Annotated in this window: 14 protein-coding genes; 13 read left to right on the top strand and 1 reads right to left on the bottom strand. The window is 63.1% G+C overall.

Going from position 1 to position 17,500, the window contains the following annotated elements; translation table 11 throughout:
* The first annotated feature begins 124 nt into the window (after window positions 1–124).
* The 12 genes from torC to AC1IN8_RS06285 all read left to right on the top strand — a co-directional run bounded on the left by torC (window position 125) and on the right by AC1IN8_RS06285 (window position 15,060).
* A complete protein-coding gene (gene torC, locus AC1IN8_RS06230) occupies window positions 125–1,291 on the top strand; it encodes a pentaheme c-type cytochrome TorC (protein ID WP_479758380.1) in 1,167 nt (388 codons plus the stop codon).
* Window positions 1,292–1,331: 40 nt separating this feature from the next.
* Entirely contained in the window at window positions 1,332–3,824 is a 2,493-nt protein-coding gene (gene torA, locus AC1IN8_RS06235) for a trimethylamine-N-oxide reductase TorA (protein WP_479758382.1), read from the top strand.
* 99 nt (window positions 3,825–3,923) lie between these two features.
* On the top strand, window positions 3,924–4,592 hold the full coding sequence (gene torD, locus AC1IN8_RS06240) for a molecular chaperone TorD (RefSeq protein WP_247625697.1): 669 nt from the start codon (window positions 3,924–3,926) through the stop codon (window positions 4,590–4,592).
* Between the two features lie 7 nt (window positions 4,593–4,599).
* Window positions 4,600–4,968 carry a hypothetical protein gene (locus tag AC1IN8_RS06245; protein WP_043129151.1) on the top strand — a complete coding sequence of 123 codons (369 nt, stop codon included), beginning with the start codon at window positions 4,600–4,602 and terminating at the stop codon, window positions 4,966–4,968.
* 106 nt (window positions 4,969–5,074) lie between these two features.
* Window positions 5,075–6,868, top strand: a complete 1,794-nt coding sequence (locus tag AC1IN8_RS06250) for a putative bifunctional diguanylate cyclase/phosphodiesterase (RefSeq protein WP_479758383.1) — start codon at window positions 5,075–5,077, stop codon at window positions 6,866–6,868.
* 171 nt (window positions 6,869–7,039) lie between these two features.
* Window positions 7,040–8,986, top strand: a complete 1,947-nt coding sequence (acs, locus tag AC1IN8_RS06255) for an acetate--CoA ligase (RefSeq protein ID WP_043129155.1) — start codon at window positions 7,040–7,042, stop codon at window positions 8,984–8,986.
* A 286-nt stretch (window positions 8,987–9,272) separates the two neighbouring features.
* Window positions 9,273–9,722 (top strand): type II 3-dehydroquinate dehydratase, encoded by a 450-nt coding sequence (aroQ, locus tag AC1IN8_RS06260; protein WP_005326561.1) that lies wholly within the window; start codon window positions 9,273–9,275, stop codon window positions 9,720–9,722.
* A 36-nt stretch (window positions 9,723–9,758) separates the two neighbouring features.
* On the top strand, window positions 9,759–10,220 hold the full coding sequence (accB, locus tag AC1IN8_RS06265) for an acetyl-CoA carboxylase biotin carboxyl carrier protein (protein WP_139437295.1): 462 nt from the start codon (window positions 9,759–9,761) through the stop codon (window positions 10,218–10,220).
* A gap of 15 nt (window positions 10,221–10,235) precedes the next feature.
* Window positions 10,236–11,576 (top strand): acetyl-CoA carboxylase biotin carboxylase subunit, encoded by a 1,341-nt coding sequence (accC, locus tag AC1IN8_RS06270; RefSeq protein WP_025326014.1) that lies wholly within the window; start codon window positions 10,236–10,238, stop codon window positions 11,574–11,576.
* Between the two features lie 196 nt (window positions 11,577–11,772).
* The gene (locus AC1IN8_RS06275) at window positions 11,773–12,021 is read left to right on the top strand and encodes a YhdT family protein (protein WP_139437292.1); all 249 of its coding nucleotides are present in this window, start codon (window positions 11,773–11,775) and stop codon (window positions 12,019–12,021) included.
* 68 nt (window positions 12,022–12,089) lie between these two features.
* On the top strand, window positions 12,090–13,547 hold the full coding sequence (panF, locus tag AC1IN8_RS06280; RefSeq protein ID WP_429108881.1) for a sodium/pantothenate symporter: 1,458 nt from the start codon (window positions 12,090–12,092) through the stop codon (window positions 13,545–13,547).
* An 88-nt stretch (window positions 13,548–13,635) separates the two neighbouring features.
* Complete coding sequence (locus tag AC1IN8_RS06285) at window positions 13,636–15,060, top strand: PTS transporter subunit EIIC (protein ID WP_139437288.1); 1,425 nt, start codon at window positions 13,636–13,638, stop codon at window positions 15,058–15,060.
* On the opposite strand, the gene AC1IN8_RS06290 is transcribed toward AC1IN8_RS06285, so the two are convergent.
* A complete protein-coding gene (locus tag AC1IN8_RS06290; RefSeq protein ID WP_479758384.1) occupies window positions 15,061–15,933 on the bottom strand; it encodes a LysR family transcriptional regulator in 873 nt (290 codons plus the stop codon). It lies immediately after the preceding gene.
* 100 nt (window positions 15,934–16,033) lie between these two features.
* On the opposite strand from AC1IN8_RS06290, the gene AC1IN8_RS06295 reads away from it, so the two are divergent.
* Window positions 16,034–17,050: a zinc-binding alcohol dehydrogenase family protein gene (locus tag AC1IN8_RS06295; protein WP_479758385.1), complete on the top strand. Its 1,017-nt coding sequence runs from the start codon at window positions 16,034–16,036 to the stop codon at window positions 17,048–17,050.
* Window positions 17,051–17,500 lie beyond the last annotated feature (450 nt).

Consider the following 17,500-nt stretch of genomic DNA (forward strand, 5'->3'; position numbering starts at 1 on the left):
ACAAGGGAGGATTATTCTATTCACATTTTGTCATAAATACCCCTATTTCATTAATTTGTGGCGGCAGCCCTGTTCACAACGCCTCCCTATCATGGCTCCCATCAAAAAAGTGATGTGAGAGAGCATGATGAAAAAACTGTGGCACTTCCTGCGCACCCCCAGCCGCCGCTGGTCGGTACTGGCGCTGCTTCTGGTGGGCGTCGGCGTCACCCTCGCGGGCACCGTCGGCCTGCACTACGGCTTTGAGAAAACCAGCAGCCTCGAATTCTGTATCTCCTGCCACTCCATGAAAGACACCGTCTATCCGGAGTACAAGGAGTCCATCCACTTCAAGAATGCCTCAGGGGTACAGGCGGTCTGTACCGACTGTCACCAGCCGAAGGACTTTGTCGGCAAGGTGGCCCGCAAGATGGAGGCGGCAAACGACCTCTATCAGGAGTACATAGGCCACAGCATCGACACCCAGGAGAAGTTCGAGGACAGGCGCCTGCATCTGGCCGAGAAGGTGTGGGCACGGATGAGCAGCCAGAACTCCAAGACCTGCAAGTCCTGCCACAGCTACGACAACATGGATCACGCCAAGCAGTCCCCGGCGGCCGCGCTGGCGATGAAAGACGCGGCGGCGAAGAACATGAACTGCATCGAGTGCCACAAGGGCATCGCCCACGAACTGCCCAACATGGCAGGCGGCTTCCGGGCCACTTACGCCACCCTGGTTAACGACGCGCAAGAGGCGCCAGCCGCCAAGACCCTCTACAACCTGGGTGAAAAAGATCTCTATGCCAGCGAACAGAGCAGCGACCCGGTCGGCAAACTGCTGCCTGCCTCCCGTATAGACGTGGTGGACCGCAGCGGCGATCGCCTCAAGGTGACCATCGAAGGGTGGCGCGAGAGCGACGGCAAGGGCCGGGTGCTGAGCGAATACATGGGCAAGCGGGTCTTCGTCGCTACCATCCGTGATGAACTGAAAGCGAGCGAGAAAGTGCTCAAGCAGGAGACAGACAGCGCCACCCATATCAAGTGGGAGCAGGTTCAGGTGCAGGCCTGGGTCGATGGCAAGGGCTTTGAGTCCTCGCTCAAACCGATCTGGGATTACGCTGGCGAGATGTACAAATCCACCTGCAACTCCTGCCACGGCGCGCCGGATCCCGCTCACTTCACTGCCAACGGCTGGATCTCGGGGCTCAAGGCGATGTCTGCCTACTATCGCCTGAGCAAGGAAGAGGAGCGCACCCTGCTCAAATACCTGCAAAACCATGCCGCCGATACCGGTGGTCAGGGCAGCCACTAATTCCGGATTCGAGTTCCGGATCCGAGAGAGGAATAACAAGATGATCAATATTTCCCGTCGTGGTTTTCTGGGTGGCTTGCTGGCCAGCGGTGCCTCTGCCCTGATCGGCCCCTCCCTGCTCGGTCGCGCCGTGATGGCCGCCGAGTCCGGCGACAAGCTGGTGCAGTCCGGCTCCCACTGGGGTGCCTTCCGCGCCCGGGTGGTCGATGGCCGCTGGGTCGAGACCCTGCCGTTCGAGCATGACAAGCACCCCACCGAGATGCTCAAGGCCCTGAGTGAAGTGGTCTACAACCCCTCCCGCATCCGCTACCCCATGGTGCGGCTGGACTGGCTGCGCAAGGGCCACCAGTCCGACACCAGCGAACGCGGCCAGAACCGCTTCGTGCGGGTCACCTGGTCACAGGCGCTCGACTTCTTCTATCACGAGCTGGAGCGGGTGCAGAAAACCTATGGCCCGAGCGCCCTCTATGCCGGTCACTCCGGCTGGCAGTCGGTGGGCAAGCTGCACTCCGCCGGCGCCATGCTGGGGCGTGCCATGAACCTGCACGGCACCTATCTGGCCAAGGCCGGCGACTACTCCACCGGCGCCGCCCAGGTGATCCTGCCCCACGTGGCAGGGGCCATGGAGGTGTACGAGCAGCAGACCTCCTGGCCACTGGTGCTGGAGCACAGCAAGACCATAGTCATCTGGGGTTCAGATCCCATCAAGAACCTGCAGGTGGGCTGGCTGGTGCCGGATCACAGCGTCTACGACTACTGGGCGCAGCTCAAAGAGAAGGTGGCCAAGGGCGAGATCCGGGTCATCAGCGTCGACCCGGTCAAATCCAAGACCCAGAAGTACCTCAATTGCGATCAGGTGACCCTGAATCCGCAGACCGACGTGCCGTTGATGCTGGGCATAGCCCACACCCTCTACAGCGAGAAGCGTCACGACGAGGCGTTCCTGAAGAACTACACCACCGGTTTTGACAAGTTCCTGCCCTATCTGTTGGGCACCAGCGACGGTCAGGTGAAGGATGCCGAGTGGGCTGCCGCCATCTGTGGCGTGCCTGCCGAGACCATCCGCGAGCTGGCCCGCGCCATGAGCAGCGGCCGTACCCAGCTAATCGGCGGCTGGTGTGTGCAGCGCATGCACCACGGCGAGCAGTACGCCTGGATGCTGGTGGTACTGGCCTCGATGATTGGCCAGATCGGCCTGCCGGGGGGCGGTTACGGCTTTGGCTGGCACTACAACGGGGCGGGCACCATCACCTCCAGCGGCCCCATCATGTCCGGTTTCAGCTCGGTCATTCCCGGGGTCAAGCCGCGCCATGATGGCGACTGGAAGGGCTACTCCAAATTCATTCCGGTGGCCCGTTTCGTCGACTGCATCCTCAATCCGGGCAAGACCATCGCCTTCAACGGCCAGACCATCACCTACCCCCACATGAAGATGGCGGTGTTCTGCGGCAACAACCCGTTTCACCACCAGCAGGATCGCAACAAGATGGTCGCCGCCTGGCGCAAGCTGGAAACCGTGGTCAGCATCGATCACCAGTGGACCGCCAGCTGCCGCTTCGCCGACATAGTGCTGCCCGCCACCACCACCTATGAGCGAGATGATATCGAGCAGTGGGGCTCTCACTCCAACGCGGGCATTCTGGCCATGTACAAGGTGGTCGAGCCGCTGTTCGAGGCGCGCGATGACTACGACATCTTCGCCGATCTCTGCCGCCGCTTCGGTCGCGAGGCCGAGTTCACCGGTGGCAAGAGCAAGCTGGAGTGGATCCAGAGCATCTATGACGACGCCCGCCTGCAGGGTCGCGGCATCGGCATCCGTCTGCCCCGCTTCAGCCAGTTCTGGCACGGGGAAGGCTTCGTCACCTTCCCGGCGGGTCAGCCCTGGGTGCGCCACGCCTCGTTCCGTCAGGAGCCGGATCTGGAACCGCTCGGCACCCCGTCTGGCCTCATCGAGATCTACTCCAAGACCATCGCCGACTACGGCTATGGGGATTGCCCGGGCCACCCGGTCTGGATCGAGCCCTACGAGCGCTCCCACGGCGGGCCGGGCAGCAAACAGTACCCGCTGCACCTGCAATCCTGCCACCCGGACAAGCGGCTGCACAGCCAGCTCTGCTCCTCCGACAACTACCGCGCCACTTACACGGTGCAGGGGCGCGAGCCCGTCTACATGAACCCGCAGGATGCCAAATCCCGTGGCCTCAAGGACGGCGATCTGGTGCGGGTGTTCAACGGTCGCGGTCAGGTGCTGGCCGGTCTGGTGGTGAGCGATGACTACGCCCCCGGCGTGGTGCGCATTCAGGAAGGTGCCTGGTATGGTCCGCAGGAGGGCGGCAAGGTCGGCACCCTCTGCACCTATGGTGACCCCAATGTGCTGACCGCCGACATCGGCTCCTCCAGCCTGGCGCAGGCCACCACGGCCCACACGGCCCTGGTGGAGATCGAGAAGTTCCGCGGGCAGGCGCCTGCCGTCACCGCCTTCGGCGCGCCCGAGTCGGCAAAGGGCATAGACCCCATGTTCCCGGCGCTCTGACCCCAGGGGGACGAAAGCGCCCCCTTGAGTTTCCTTTATTTTTAAAGTCGTTAGAATCGGGAGCCATCAAGGCTCCCGATTGCCATCCACGGAGGAAAAATGCAGGAATTTATGGCTACCAGCGAACGCCGGGCCCAACTCTACTGGTGGTTCTCCACCCTGTTTGCCGCCGAACTCAGTGATGAGCAGATCGCCGAATATGACACCTATGATGTGCGAAGCTTCCTGAAGAGCCTCTCCACCCTGGATCCGATGCGCGAGGCCGTGACCGAGCTCAATGACGCCATCGCCCGCCTGCTGGTGCGCACCGATCGCCAGCTGGAGCTCGCCGCCGACTTCGCCGGCCTCTTCCTGGTGGATCCCAAGCAGGGCGCCCTGCCCTACGAGTCCCTCTACCGGGGTGAGGCCAAGCTGATGATGCAGGCCCCCATGGCCGAGATGCAGGCCCGCCTCGATCGCCTCGGCATCAATGTCAGCGACAAGTACAAGGAGCCCGCCGATCACCTGGCCATCGAGCTGGATCTGATGGGCAACCTCATCATTCGCGCCGCCGAGGCGACCACAGCCGCCGAGCGGGCGCAATGGCTGCAGGAGCAGGAAGCGCTCTTGCACCATCATCTGCTGGGCTGGTTCGACAAGTTCGAGACCGCCTGTCGCGCCGCCGACCAGTTTGGCTTCTACGGCGCCAGTGCCCGTCTGCTGGGGGTCTTCCTCACCATGGATGCCAACTACCTCAGCCTGGTCAAGCCGGCGCAGTCCGCCGACTAAGCCTCGCATGAAGACAGCCCTGCTTCTGATTGCATGCTGGCTGCTGGCCCTGATCCCGCTGGATCAGGGCCTGACCCCCCTCGCCGTCCTGCTGTTCCACCCGGACAGGGAACTGTACGGCGCCGCCCAGCTGACCGGCTTTGGCGGCATTCTGCTCACCCTCTACCTTGCCAATCTCGGCGTGGAGGTGGTGCTGCGCCGCCGCTTCCAGATAGCGGGCATGCTGACCCTGCTGGTGGCCTGGATAGGCTTCATCAACAGCAGCGGCAGCGAGTCACATTTCCTGCTGCTCTATCTGCTGGCCCTGCCGTTCCACCTGCTCGGCTGGCTGGTACTGGTGCGCGGCATTCAGGCATTCGGCCGCCAGAAAGGCTGACATCCCCTTGATTTGACATCATTCCCAGACTTTTTCTTCCTCCTGAAACTTCCTGCCATACTGACACAGTCATCTAAATGATAATGAAATCAATTCAGGAGCCTCCATGGAAAAAGTGCTACCCGAATCGGTTCAGACACTGCATTTGTCAGGCCCGTTATCCCTTCATGAATGGCAACAACTGTTCGAGCTGGCACCCTTTGGGATAGGGGTCTTCGATCGTGACTTCAGGTGCCGTGGCGTCAACGGTATCTTCACCGAGCTGAGCGGTCTGGCGCAGGGGGATCACCTCGGCAAGACGCTGTTTGACATCACCCCGGCCCAGGCGCCCATGCTGCTCCCCCGGCTCAAGCAATTGCTCGATGGCGCCCCCCGGGCCGAACTGGATCTCGGCTGTATCCATGTCTCCCGCCCCGGCGGGCCGAGGCGCTGGCAGATGAGCTGCAGCCCCCTGATGGACGCAACAGGGCTCTTCAATGGCATCTTCCTCATCGCCCGCGATCTCACCCAGGATCCCCGCGCCTACCTGGGCCTGACCCGCTTCACCGGGGAGATCCAGGAGACCAGCCGCCTGCATGCACAGCGGCTCTACCAGGCGGAGGCCAGGCTCCACCACCTCTCCTATCACGACCCCCTCACCGACCTTGGCAATCGCAGCCTGTTGCAGGAGCGGCTCGCACTGGAGATGGAGACGGCCAGGCTCAACCGGCTGCCCCTCGCCCTGCTGTTCATCGATCTCGACGGCTTCAAGCTGATCAACGACAACCTGGGGCACAGCGCCGGGGATCTGCTGCTCAAGCTGCTGGCGGAGCGCATCCGCCACAGCCTGCGCCCGGGGGATCTCGCCACCCGACTCGGCGCAGACGAATTTCTGGTGCTGCTGCCCGACATCGGGCAGCCCCAGGAGCTGGTGGGGCTGATCGAGCGGCTGCAACACAGGCTCCACGATCCGGTCGACATAGGGCAGGAGCGGGTGAGGCTCTCCGCCAGCATAGGGGTCGCCCTCTACCCGGATCATGGCCTGACCCCGGACAGCCTCATCAGTGCGGCGGACAATGCCATGCATGAGGCCAAGCGCCGGGGCCGCAACGGCCATCTGTTCTACTCCCCCGAGATGATGACGCAGATGAGGGAGCGGATGGCCCTGGAGCAGGGGCTGATCAAGGCCATGGAGCAGCAGCAGTTTCGCCTGCTGTACCAACCCATGACGGATCTGGCCAGTGACAGCCTCAGCGGCCTCGAGGCCCTGGTGCGCTGGCAGCACCCGAGCGAGGGCATCATCTCTCCCGCCCGCTTCATTCCGGTGGCCGAGGAGTGCGGCCTGATAGAGCAGTTGGGGGAATGGGTGATGCGCACCGCCTGCCAGCAGGGACAGCGGTGGCTGGCGGAGGGGTTCGCCGTGCCCAGGCTGTCCGTCAATGTGTCGGTCAGGGAGATGCGCTCCCCCGACTACGTGGACAGGGTCACCGCCATCCTAGCGCAGACCGGCTTCCCGGCAGAGCGGCTGGAGATCGAGGTCACCGAGAGCATCATCCAGAGCGTGGATCAGAGCCTGCGCCTCTTTACCCGCCTCAAGGCGCTGGGAGTGCAGATCGCCATCGACGACTTCGGTACCGGCTTCTCCTCCCTGAGCCTGCTCAAAAGCCTGCCCATAGACCGCATCAAGATAGACAGGGCCTTCGTGCAGGCGCTGCCCGACGACAGGCACAGCCGGGAGCTGTGCCGCACCATAGTCAGCCTGGCAGACAGCCTCGGCATGGCGGTCACGGCGGAAGGCATAGAGACCCAGCCCCAGCGCCAGTTCCTGCAATCCCTGCGCTGCGAGGAGGGCCAGGGCTACCTGTTCAGCCATCCCCTGTCCGAACCCCACATGACCTCCATGCTCGCCACAGGGCATTGACGATCCCGGACAGCCCAATGAAAGAAGGGAGCCTCAGGCTCCCTTCTTCGCGATCCCTCCGCCATGTCGACCGGCCCCTCTCGTCGCTATCCAAAAGTCTAATTGCCCTCCCGTGCCAAAGGTATAAGTTGTTACTCAATCATTACAAAAATGTATTCACAGGAGTGAGAGATGAGCGAGAGCAAGGTCTATCCGGTCAAGGCCCACATAGGTAGCGACGCCCTGCTGGACAAGGAAGGTTATGAAGCCATGTACCTGGCGTCGGTGCAGAACCCGGACGCCTTCTGGGGGGAGCAGGGCAAGATCCTCGACTGGATGACCCCCTACACCCGTGTCAAGAACACCTCCTACGATCCGGGCCACGTCTCCATCAAGTGGTACGAGGATGGCCTGCTCAACGTGTCGGCCAACTGCCTGGATCGCCATCTGGCCCAACGCGGCGACAAGGTCGCCATCATCTGGGAAGGGGACAACCCGGCCGAGGATCGCAAGCTCACCTATCGCGAGCTCCACACCGAGGTGTGCAAGTTTGCCAACGTGCTCAAAGCCCAGGGGGTCAAGCGCGGTGACATGGTCTGCCTCTACATGCCCATGGTGCCTGAGGCGGCCATCGCCATGCTCGCCTGTACCCGCATCGGCGCCGTGCACAGCATCGTCTTCGGCGGCTTCTCGCCGGAGGCGCTCTCGGGTCGCATCATCGACTCGGGCTCCTCCATCGTCATCACAGCCGACGAGGGTCTGCGCGGCGGCCGCCCCATCCCCCTCAAGAAGAACGTGGACGAGGCGCTCACCCACCCGGATACCAAGGTCAGCAAGGTGATCGTCCTCAAGCGCACCGGCGGCAAGGTCGCCTGGCATGACCACAGGGACATCTGGTGGCACGACGCCGTCGCCGCTGCCAGCCCGGATTGCCCGCCCGAAGCCATGGGCGCCGAGGATCCCCTGTTCGTGCTCTACACCTCGGGCTCCACCGGCAAGCCCAAGGGGGTGCTGCACACCACGGGCGGCTATCTGGTCTATGCCGCCCTCACCTTCAAGTACGTGTTCGACTATCACGAGGAGGACATCTACTGGTGTACCGCCGACGTGGGCTGGGTCACGGGTCACTCCTATCTGGTCTACGGGCCGCTCGCCAACGGCGCCACCACGCTCATGTTCGAAGGGGTGCCGAACTACCCGGCCACCAACCGCATGAGCCAGGTGGTGGACAAGCACCAGGTCAGCATCCTCTATACCGCACCCACCGCCATCCGCGCCTTGATGGCCAAGGGCAAGGAAGCTGTCGAAGGCACCTCCCGCCAGAGCCTGCGCATCATGGGATCTGTGGGGGAACCCATCAACCCGGAAGCCTGGGAGTGGTACTACCGCACCATAGGGGACGAGCGCTGCCCCATCGTCGACACCTGGTGGCAGACCGAGACCGGCGGCATCCTGATAAGCCCCCTGCCCGGCGTCACCGCCCTCAAGCCCGGCTCCGCCACCCGTCCCTTCTTCGGAGTGCAGCCGGCCCTGGTGGACAACCTGGGTGAACCGCTGGAGGGCGCCACCGAGGGCAACCTGGTGATCACCGACTCCTGGCCTGGCCAGATGCGCACCGTGTTTGGCGATCACGAGCGCTTCGAGCAGACCTACTTCTCCACCTTCCCGGGCCGCTACTTCACCGGCGACGGTGCCCGTCGCGACGAGGATGGCTACTACTGGATCACCGGGCGGGTGGATGATGTACTGAACGTCTCCGGCCACCGCATGGGCACCGCCGAAATCGAGTCGGCCCTGGTGGCCCATCCGAAGATCGCCGAGGCGGCCGTGGTGGGGGTGCCCCATGAGATCAAGGGTCAGGGCATCTACGCCTATGTCACCCTGATCGCCGGGGAGGAGCCGAGCCGCGAGCTGCATAAAGAGGTGAAGGAGTGGGTGCGCAAGGAGATAGGCGCCATCGCCACCCCGGATGTGATCCACTGGGCCGAGGGGCTGCCGAAGACCCGCTCCGGCAAGATCATGCGTCGTATCCTGCGCAAGATCGCCACCGGCGAGACCGACAGCCTGGGGGATATCTCCACCCTGGCGGATCCGGGTGTCGTGGACAAGCTTATCCGCGAGAAGTCGGAAGCGGCCTGATCCCCTTCGCTTGCTGCACGACAAAGCCGGCCCTGTGCCGGCTTTGTCGTGTCTGGAAAGCCTGAAGAGGTGGATGCTGCGGCAGAGCGGCTCCGGGCGCCAACATGCTCAATAAATAGCCAGATGTAGAGATTAGACCAGTAAAATGCTGCTAATTTTCACGAAATCAATATAATTGCGAAATCTGTGTGCCAGGGCACACCGAATTGTGCAGAAAGTGGCTAGATTTTTGGTGGTCCACAGATAGCTGATAGATAGCAGCATAATCATCGAGGATGTACTCAATATGTCGCAACATCACCGAATCCTCCTGCTCAACGGTCCCAACCTGAATCTGCTGGGCAAGCGGGAGCCGGGAATCTACGGCAGCAAGACGCTCGATGAGATCGTCGCCGATCTGAGCCAGTACGCCAACGAACTCGGTGTCACCCTGGAACACCTGCAATCCAATGCCGAACATGAGTTGGTCGGCCGCATCCATCAGGCCATGGGCCAGGTGGATTTTATCATCATCAACCCGGCCGCCTTCACCCACACCAGCGTCGCCCTGCGCGATGCCCTGCTGGGCGTGGCCATCCCCTTTATCGAGGTTCACCTGTCAAACGTGCATGCCAGGGAACCCTTCCGCCATCACTCCTATCTGTCTGATGTCGCCAAGGGGGTCATTTGTGGGCTGGGTGCCGATGGCTACCAATTCGCTTTAACCGCGGCCGTGCATCAGTTGCGCGCGGCTTGATAATCACTGATCAGATAAAGAAGAAAGAGAATGCTAATGGATATCCGCAAAATCAAGAAGCTGATTGAACTGGTTGAAGAGTCCGGCATCGCCGAGCTGGAAATCTCCGAAGGGGAAGAGTCCGTTCGCATCAGCCGTAATTTCTCCGGCCAGGTTAGCGTTGCCCCGCAGATGATGATGCAGCCGGCCCAGGTTCAACAAGCCGCCGCCCCGGTCGCCGCTGCCGCTCCGGCCGCCGCCCCTGCTGCCGATGCCGCCCCGAGTGGCCATCTGATGCGCTCCCCCATGGTGGGCTCCTTCTACCGCTCCTCCAGCCCGGAAGCCAAGCCGTTCGTGGAAGTCGGTCAGCACGTCAATGTCGGCGACACCCTGTGCATCGTCGAAGCCATGAAAATGATGAACCAAATCGAGTCTGACAAGGCCGGTGTGATCAAAGCGATCCTGGTTGAAAATGGTCAGGCCGTCGAATTTGACGAGCCGCTGTTCATCATCGAATAAGGGAAGACGCCACCCATGTTGGACAAAGTAGTCATCGCCAACCGCGGTGAAATTGCCCTGCGGATCCTGCGCGCCTGCAAAGAGCTCGGGATCAAGACAGTGGCCGTTCACTCCACCGCCGATCGGGAGCTCAAGCATGTGCTCCTGGCCGACGAAACCATCTGTATCGGCAAACCCGCCAGCGGTGAGTCCTACCTCAACGTGCCGGCCATCATAGCCGCCGCCGAGGTGACCGGTGCCGTCGCCATCCACCCGGGCTACGGCTTCCTCTCCGAGAACGCCGACTTCGCCGAAGTGGTCGAGAAATCCGGCTTCATCTTCATCGGCCCGCGCGCCGAGACCATTCGCCTGATGGGTGACAAGGTTTCCGCCATCGAAGCCATGAAGAAGGCGGGCGTCCCCTGCGTACCCGGCTCCGACGGCCCGGTGGACAACGATGCCAAGCGCAACGCCACCATCGCCAAGCGGATCGGCTACCCCGTGATCATCAAGGCCGCCGGTGGCGGTGGTGGTCGTGGCATGCGCGTGGTGCGCAACGAGTCGGAGCTGGCCGCCGCCATCGCCCTGACCAAATCCGAAGCGGGCCAGTTCTTCAAGAACGACATGGTCTACATGGAGAAATACCTGGAGAACCCGCGCCACATCGAGATCCAGGTGCTGGCAGATGGCCAGGGTACAGCCCTCTACCTGGGTGAGCGGGACTGCTCCATGCAGCGTCGTCACCAGAAGGTGGTGGAAGAGGCGCCGGCACCCGGCATCACCGAAGAGATGCGCAAGTTCATCGGTGAGCGCTGCGTGCGTGCCTGCCTCGAGATCGGCTACCGCGGTGCAGGCACCTTCGAGTTCCTGTACGAGAACGGCGAGTTCTACTTCATCGAGATGAACACCCGGATCCAGGTCGAGCACCCGGTCACCGAGATGGTCACCGGCGTGGATCTCATCAAGGAGCAGCTGCGCATCGCCGCCGGCCAGCCCCTGTCGATCACCCAGCAGGACATCCGCCTCCGTGGCCATGCCATCGAGTGCCGGATCAATGCCGAGGATCCGGCTACCTTCATGCCGTCTCCTGGTCTCATCCAGCGCTTCCACGCGCCGGGTGGTCTGGGCGTGCGCTGGGAATCCCACATCTATGCGGGTTACAAGGTGCCCCCCTACTACGACTCCATGATCGGCAAGCTGATCTGTTACGGCGAGAACCGTGACATCGCCATCGCCCGCATGCGTCACTCTCTCGACGAGCTGGTGGTGGAAGGGATCAAGACCAACATCGCCCTGCAAAAAGAGATCATGAAGGACGAGAACTTCCAGCACGGTGGTACCAACATCCACTATCTGCACAAGAAGCTGGGTCTGTAAGAGGTCTCGGGACCCTGCAACCTGGCGCACGGTGGTAGCACAAACAGCCACTACCTGCACAAGAAGCTGGGTCTGTAAGAGATCCTCATTTAGCGAGCGGTTGCCCGATCCATCTGGATCGACAATTGAAAAAGGGCCATGGCGACATGGCCCTTTTTTGTTATCCTTGCGCCCCTCAAAATTGTCGGAGGCCAAGGTGAATCGTTTCGCGCTCGCCCGTCGGGAAGCAGCCCTCTGCCTGCTGCTGACCCTGCTCTATTTCGTTGCCTGGTATGGCACCGCTTATCTCATTCCGGAAGAGCTGGAACTCTGGGATATGCCGCTCTGGTTCCTGCTCAGCTGCATGCTGATGCCACTGCTGTTCATCGGCCTGTGTGCGCTCATGGTGGATCGCCTGTTCGTCGACATTCCTCTTGACACCGAGGAGCCCCCTCATGACTCCTGAGCCGCTTACTGAACCCATGACGGATCCCCGGTTTACCGAGGTCCCGCTGGCCCCCCAGGAGTCACCCCATGAATCTTGAGTTGATGCTGCCACTCTTCGTCTATCTGATACTGGTGCTCGGGGTCGGCTTCTGGGCCGGTCGCCACCGCGCCGGGGGGGACTTCGTGCAGGAGTACTTCATCGGCAACCGCAGCATGGGCGGCCTGGTACTGGCCATGACGCTGGTGGCCACTTACACCTCGGCCTCCTCCTTCATCGGCGGGCCGGGCGCCGCCTACAAGATAGGCCTGGGCTGGGTGCTGCTGGCGATGATCCAGCTGCCCACCGTCTGGCTCACCCTGGGGGTGCTTGGCAAGAAGTTCGCCATCATAGCCCGCCGGGTCAATGCGGTGACCATCAACGACATGCTGTGGGCCCGCTACCGCAGCAAGTGGGTGGTGGTGCTGGGTTCGGTGACCATCATCCTCGCCTTCATCGCCACCATGGTGGTGCAGTTTATCGGCGGCGCCCGCCTGCTGGAGACGGCGACCGGCCTCAGCTACCAGCAGGGGCTCTTCCTGTTTGCCAGCTGCGTGCTGCTCTACACGGTGATCGGCGGCTTTCGCGCCGTGGTGATGACGGATGCCCTGCAGGGCATCATCATGCTGATCGGCACCGGGGCCCTGCTGGCGGGGATCCTGATTGCCGGTGACGGCCTGCCGAACCTCATCCACCAGCTCAAGGTGATCGATCCCAAGCTGGTGAGCCCGACCGGCGCCGGCGACATGCTGACCCAGCCCTTCATGCTGAGCTTCTGGATCCTGGTCTGCGTCGGTGTGGTGGGGCTACCCCACTCGGCCCTGCGCTGTTTCGGCTACCGGGACAGCAAGGCGCTGCACAGAGGCATCCTCATCGGCACCGTGGTCAGCGCCCTGCTGATGCTGGGCATGCACCTCGCCGGCGCCCTGGGCCGCGCCATCCTGCCCGGCATGGACAGCCCGGACAAGATCATGCCCTCCCTGATGATGGAGGTGCTGCCCCCCTGGCTGGCCGGGGTCTTCCTGGCGGCCCCCATGGCGGCCATCATGTCCACCATCGACTCCCAGCTGATCCAGGCCTCGGCGACCCTGGTCAAGGATCTCTACCTCAACTACCTCAATCCTCGCCAAGAGAAGCTGGAGGTGCGCATTCCACGGCTCTCCCTGCTCTGCACCCTGATCCTCGGCACGCTGGTGCTGCTGGCGGCGCTGCAGCCCCCCGAGATGATCATCTGGCTCAACCTGCTCGCCTTCGGCGGCCTGCAGGCGGTCTTCCTCTGGCCCCTGGTGCTCGGCCTCTACTGGTCGCGGGCCAATGGCCCAGGGGCGCTGGCCAGCATGGTGTCAGGCATTGTCTGCTACGGGGTCTTGAGTCAGTGGGGGATCAAGCTGGCCGGCCTGCACGCCATAGTGCCAAGCCTGGCGCTCGGCCTTGCGGCCTTCATCCTGGTCAGCCTGCTGACCCCTGCCCCGGATCAGTCGGTTCGCCGATTGTTTGATCAGAAATAAGAAAGGGGCCAATAAAGGGACTCGCACCTATTCCCAAATGGGTGCGAGTGGGTAAAATGTGCGCCACGTCACAAAATGCCGCGCCCTTATGCCAGTCCAGAACGCCAGAAAGATCCTGACCCAGTCCCTGCAACGGCTCGGTTATGCCCTGTTGCTGCCCGTCTCCATTCTGCCGCTGGCGGCCCTGCTCTATCGGCTCGGCCAGCCGGACGTGCTGGATCTGGCGGTGCTCTCCCTGGCCGGACGCGCCCTCTTCAGCCAGATGCCGCTCATCTATGCGGTGGCCATCGCCTTCGGGCTGAGCCGACAGGGGCAAGGGGCGCAGGCCCTGGCCGGCGCGGTCAACTTCCTGCTGCTGAGCTCGGCGCTCGCCACCCTGCAGCCCGGCCTGCATGCGGACATGATCTGCGGCCTGCTGGCGGGCCTGACCACCGCCATGGTCTGCTCCTGGACCCGCAGCCTCTCCCTCCCCGGCTGGCTGCGGCCGCTGCAGGAGGAGCTGCCCGGCCTGCTGCTCTCGGCCCTGGCCAGCCTGCTGCTGGTCGTGCCCCTGGCCCTGCTCTGGCCGCTGCTGGAGCAAGGCATCACCCTGCTCGCCTCCGACCTGCTCACCACGCCGTTTGGCGCCTTCTGCTACGGCGTGCTGAACCGGCTGCTGATCCCCCTCGGCCTGCACCAGGTGCTGGGCAGCCTCATGGGGCTGGGGGAGAGCAACCTGCAGGCGCTCTCCGCCGCCCAGCCGCTGCACGAGGGCTATGTGGCGGGTCTCTATCCGGTCATCATGTTCGGCCTGCCCGGCGCCTGTTTTGCCATCTGGCTCCATCGCCAGCGGATGCGACGCCTGCCGCAGGGGGGTTTGCTGCTCACCCTGGCGCTCACCTCGGCCCTGGTGGGGATCACCGAACCCATCGAATTCCTGTTCGCCTTCACCGCCCCCTGGCTGTTCCTGGCCCATGCCCTGCTGACCGGGCTGTCGCTGGCCATCTGCAGCGGGCTCGGCATCCAGGTGGGCAGTTACTTCTCCGCCGGACTGCTGGATCTGGTGCTCAGCTATGGCGCCGGCGAGCACAGTTTCTGGCTCATTCCCCTCGGCATCCTGTTCTTCGTCATCTATGCCCTGGTCTTCTCCCGGCTGCTTGAATACGCCCCCCTCAGCCTGCCGAGCAAGCCCATCGCCGAGGATCTGCCCCAGCTCGCGACCGTGGCCCCCACGGATCCCCAGATGCTAGCCATCCAGTACCTCAAGATGCTGGGGGGCATGGACAACCTGCAGGCCATGAGCGTCTGCCTGACGCGCCTCAGCCTGCGGGTGCGGGAGATGGCGCTGGTGGATCAGTCCCGCCTGGCCAGGCTCGGCTGCCTCTCCTGGATCCAGCTCAACGAGCATCAGCTGGTGCTGGTACTGGGCCCCAACGCCGGCCTCATCGAGGGGCAGATCCGCATGCTGGCAGAGCGCCAGTCGGTCCCCCTCGGCCTCGAGCCCGGCCAGGCCCCCCTCAGCCAGCACCGCTGATCAGGCGAAGGGCAGCCGCTCGGCGACGAAGTCCATCAGGCTGCGCAGGGCGGGGGCCAGGTGTTCGCGGCTCGGATAGATGAGGTAGAAAGGATTGGGGGGGATGGGGTGATCCGGCAGCACCTTCAGCAGGCGCCCCGCCGCCAGATCGTCCCAGCAGACGTGATCCGGCAACAGGGCGATCCCCCCCTCGTGAAGCGCCAGCTCCCTCAGCGCCAGCAGGCTGTTGCTGAGGCAGGCCCCCTGCGGTCGCCAGCCCCCCTCCTGCAGTGGCCACACCGGCAGCGCCCCGTGAACCAGGCAGGCATGCCCCCCCAGCTCCGTCAGCTGCTGCGGCGTGCCCCGGCTCGCCAGATAACCCGGGGCCGCCACCAGGTGACGCGCCACCTGGCCGATACGCCGGCAGATGAGGCTGGAATCTTTGAGCGGCGCCGCCCGCAGCGCCAGATCGTAGCCCTCCCCCACCAGATCCAGTTGCTCGTCACTCAAGGTCAACTCCAGCACCACCTCGGGGTAGAGGGCGCGAAACTGGGCCAGGATCCGGCCAAGCAGCAGGGTACCGGTCGCCTCTGGGGCGGTGATCCGCACCCGGCCTGCCGGGGCCGATCGCAACCTGGCCATGGCCAGATTGGCGCTTCTTGCCAGGGCCAGCAGGGCCTGGCAATGCTCCACATAGACCTCCCCCTGGGGGGTCAGGCTGAGCCTGCGGGTAGTGCGCTGCAACAGTCGCACCCCGAGCCGTGACTCGAGGCGCGAGATCTTCTGGCTCACCGAGGACTTGGGCATGCCGAGCACCTCGGCCGCCCCGGTAAAACTGCCCTGCTCCACCACGGTGGCGAACAGCCCCATCAACTCCAGTTCGACATTGTTCATATATACAAACAGTCTGTCCTGATTACCCATCTTAATCGGAATAATCAACCAGACTAGACTCTCTGGCAATCCCACTCATAGCGATTTGAAAGGAACTGCCATGAAAGCCATCGCCCTCACCCATTATCTGCCAAGCGATCACCCCCACTGCTTCATCGAAACCGAACTGCCGGATCCGACCCCGGGCCCACGGGATCTGCTGGTGAGAGTAACGGCAACCTCGGTCAACCCGGTGGACACCAAGGTACGCGCCCCCAAGGCCAAGGTAGAGAGCAACCCTCGAGTGCTGGGCTGGGATGCCGTAGGGGAAGTGGTGGCCGTGGGCCGCGAGGTGACCCTGTTCAAGGCGGGGGACAGGGTCTGGTATGCCGGCGACATCAGCCGCTCCGGCAGCAACAGCGCCCTGCAACTGGTGGACGAGCGCATCGCCGCCCTCGCCCCCAAGACCCTGAGCGACCAGGAAGCCGCCGCCCTGCCCCTGACCGCCATCACCGCTTGGGAAACCCTGTTCGAGCGCATCGGCCTCAACCGCGAAAGTACCGGGCGACTGCTTGTCATAGGCGGCGCCGGCGGCGTCGGCTCCATCGCCATCCAGCTGGCCCGCCAGCTCACCGGGATGGAGGTGATCGCCACCGCCTCCCGGCCTGAAACCCGTGACTGGTGCCTGGCCATGGGCGCCCACCAGGTCGTGAGTCATCATAACCTGCAGGAAGAGCTGGCCGGCCTTGGCATCAGCCAGCTCGATGCCATCTTCTGCACCAATGCCACCGAGCAGCACTGGGCCGCCATGGCGAGCCTCATCCGCCCCTTCGGTCACATCTGCACCATTGCCGAATCCAGCGAGCCCTGGGATCTGGGCCTGCTCAAGACCAAGAGCGTCACCTTCAGTCAGGAGTTCATGTTTACCCGCTCCCTGTTCCAGACCCCGGACATGATCGAGCAGCACCGGCTGCTCGGCCGGGTCGCCGCCCTGCTGGACCAAGGGGTGCTCAAGAGCACGCTCACTCGCACCCTGCCCGAACTGACTCCGGCCAGCCTGGCACAGGCCCATCGCGAGCTGGAGGCGGGCCGCATGGTGGGCAAGCTGGTGATCGACATGAGCGGCTTCGCCAGCTGAGGCCCTTGCCGCCAGGGATCCCCGCAGCCATGCTGCCTATTCCCTTATAGGTAAAAAATGCACCATCATGGGGTGAGATCACCAGTGACAAGCCCCAAGAGTGCACAGCCCCGCAGCCGATCTGGGCTCCTGACAGGCCCTTCCCCCGAAAAATCATAAAAAAAGAGGCCATCCCGCCGGGATGGCCCTCAAAACCTGAACGTTGGGGTAACAATCACACACATATCCTTATGCAGGACATATTGAACTTTGCAGATTGCGTGCCAATGTCTGCTTTTACCCGCAAAATGACCGTTTTTCAGCGCGCCGGCATAAAAAAAGCCACCCGAAGGTGGCTGAAAAAGATGACGGAACTTCATAGAGCAAAGCATTCAGCGGGAACAAGTTGCTTCCCGTCACCCAGTAAGGAATACATTAACCGTGCCAACTTGGCAGAGTTGCCTTCCTTCC

The sequence above is a fragment of the Aeromonas sp. 130281 genome (assembly GCF_056642115.1).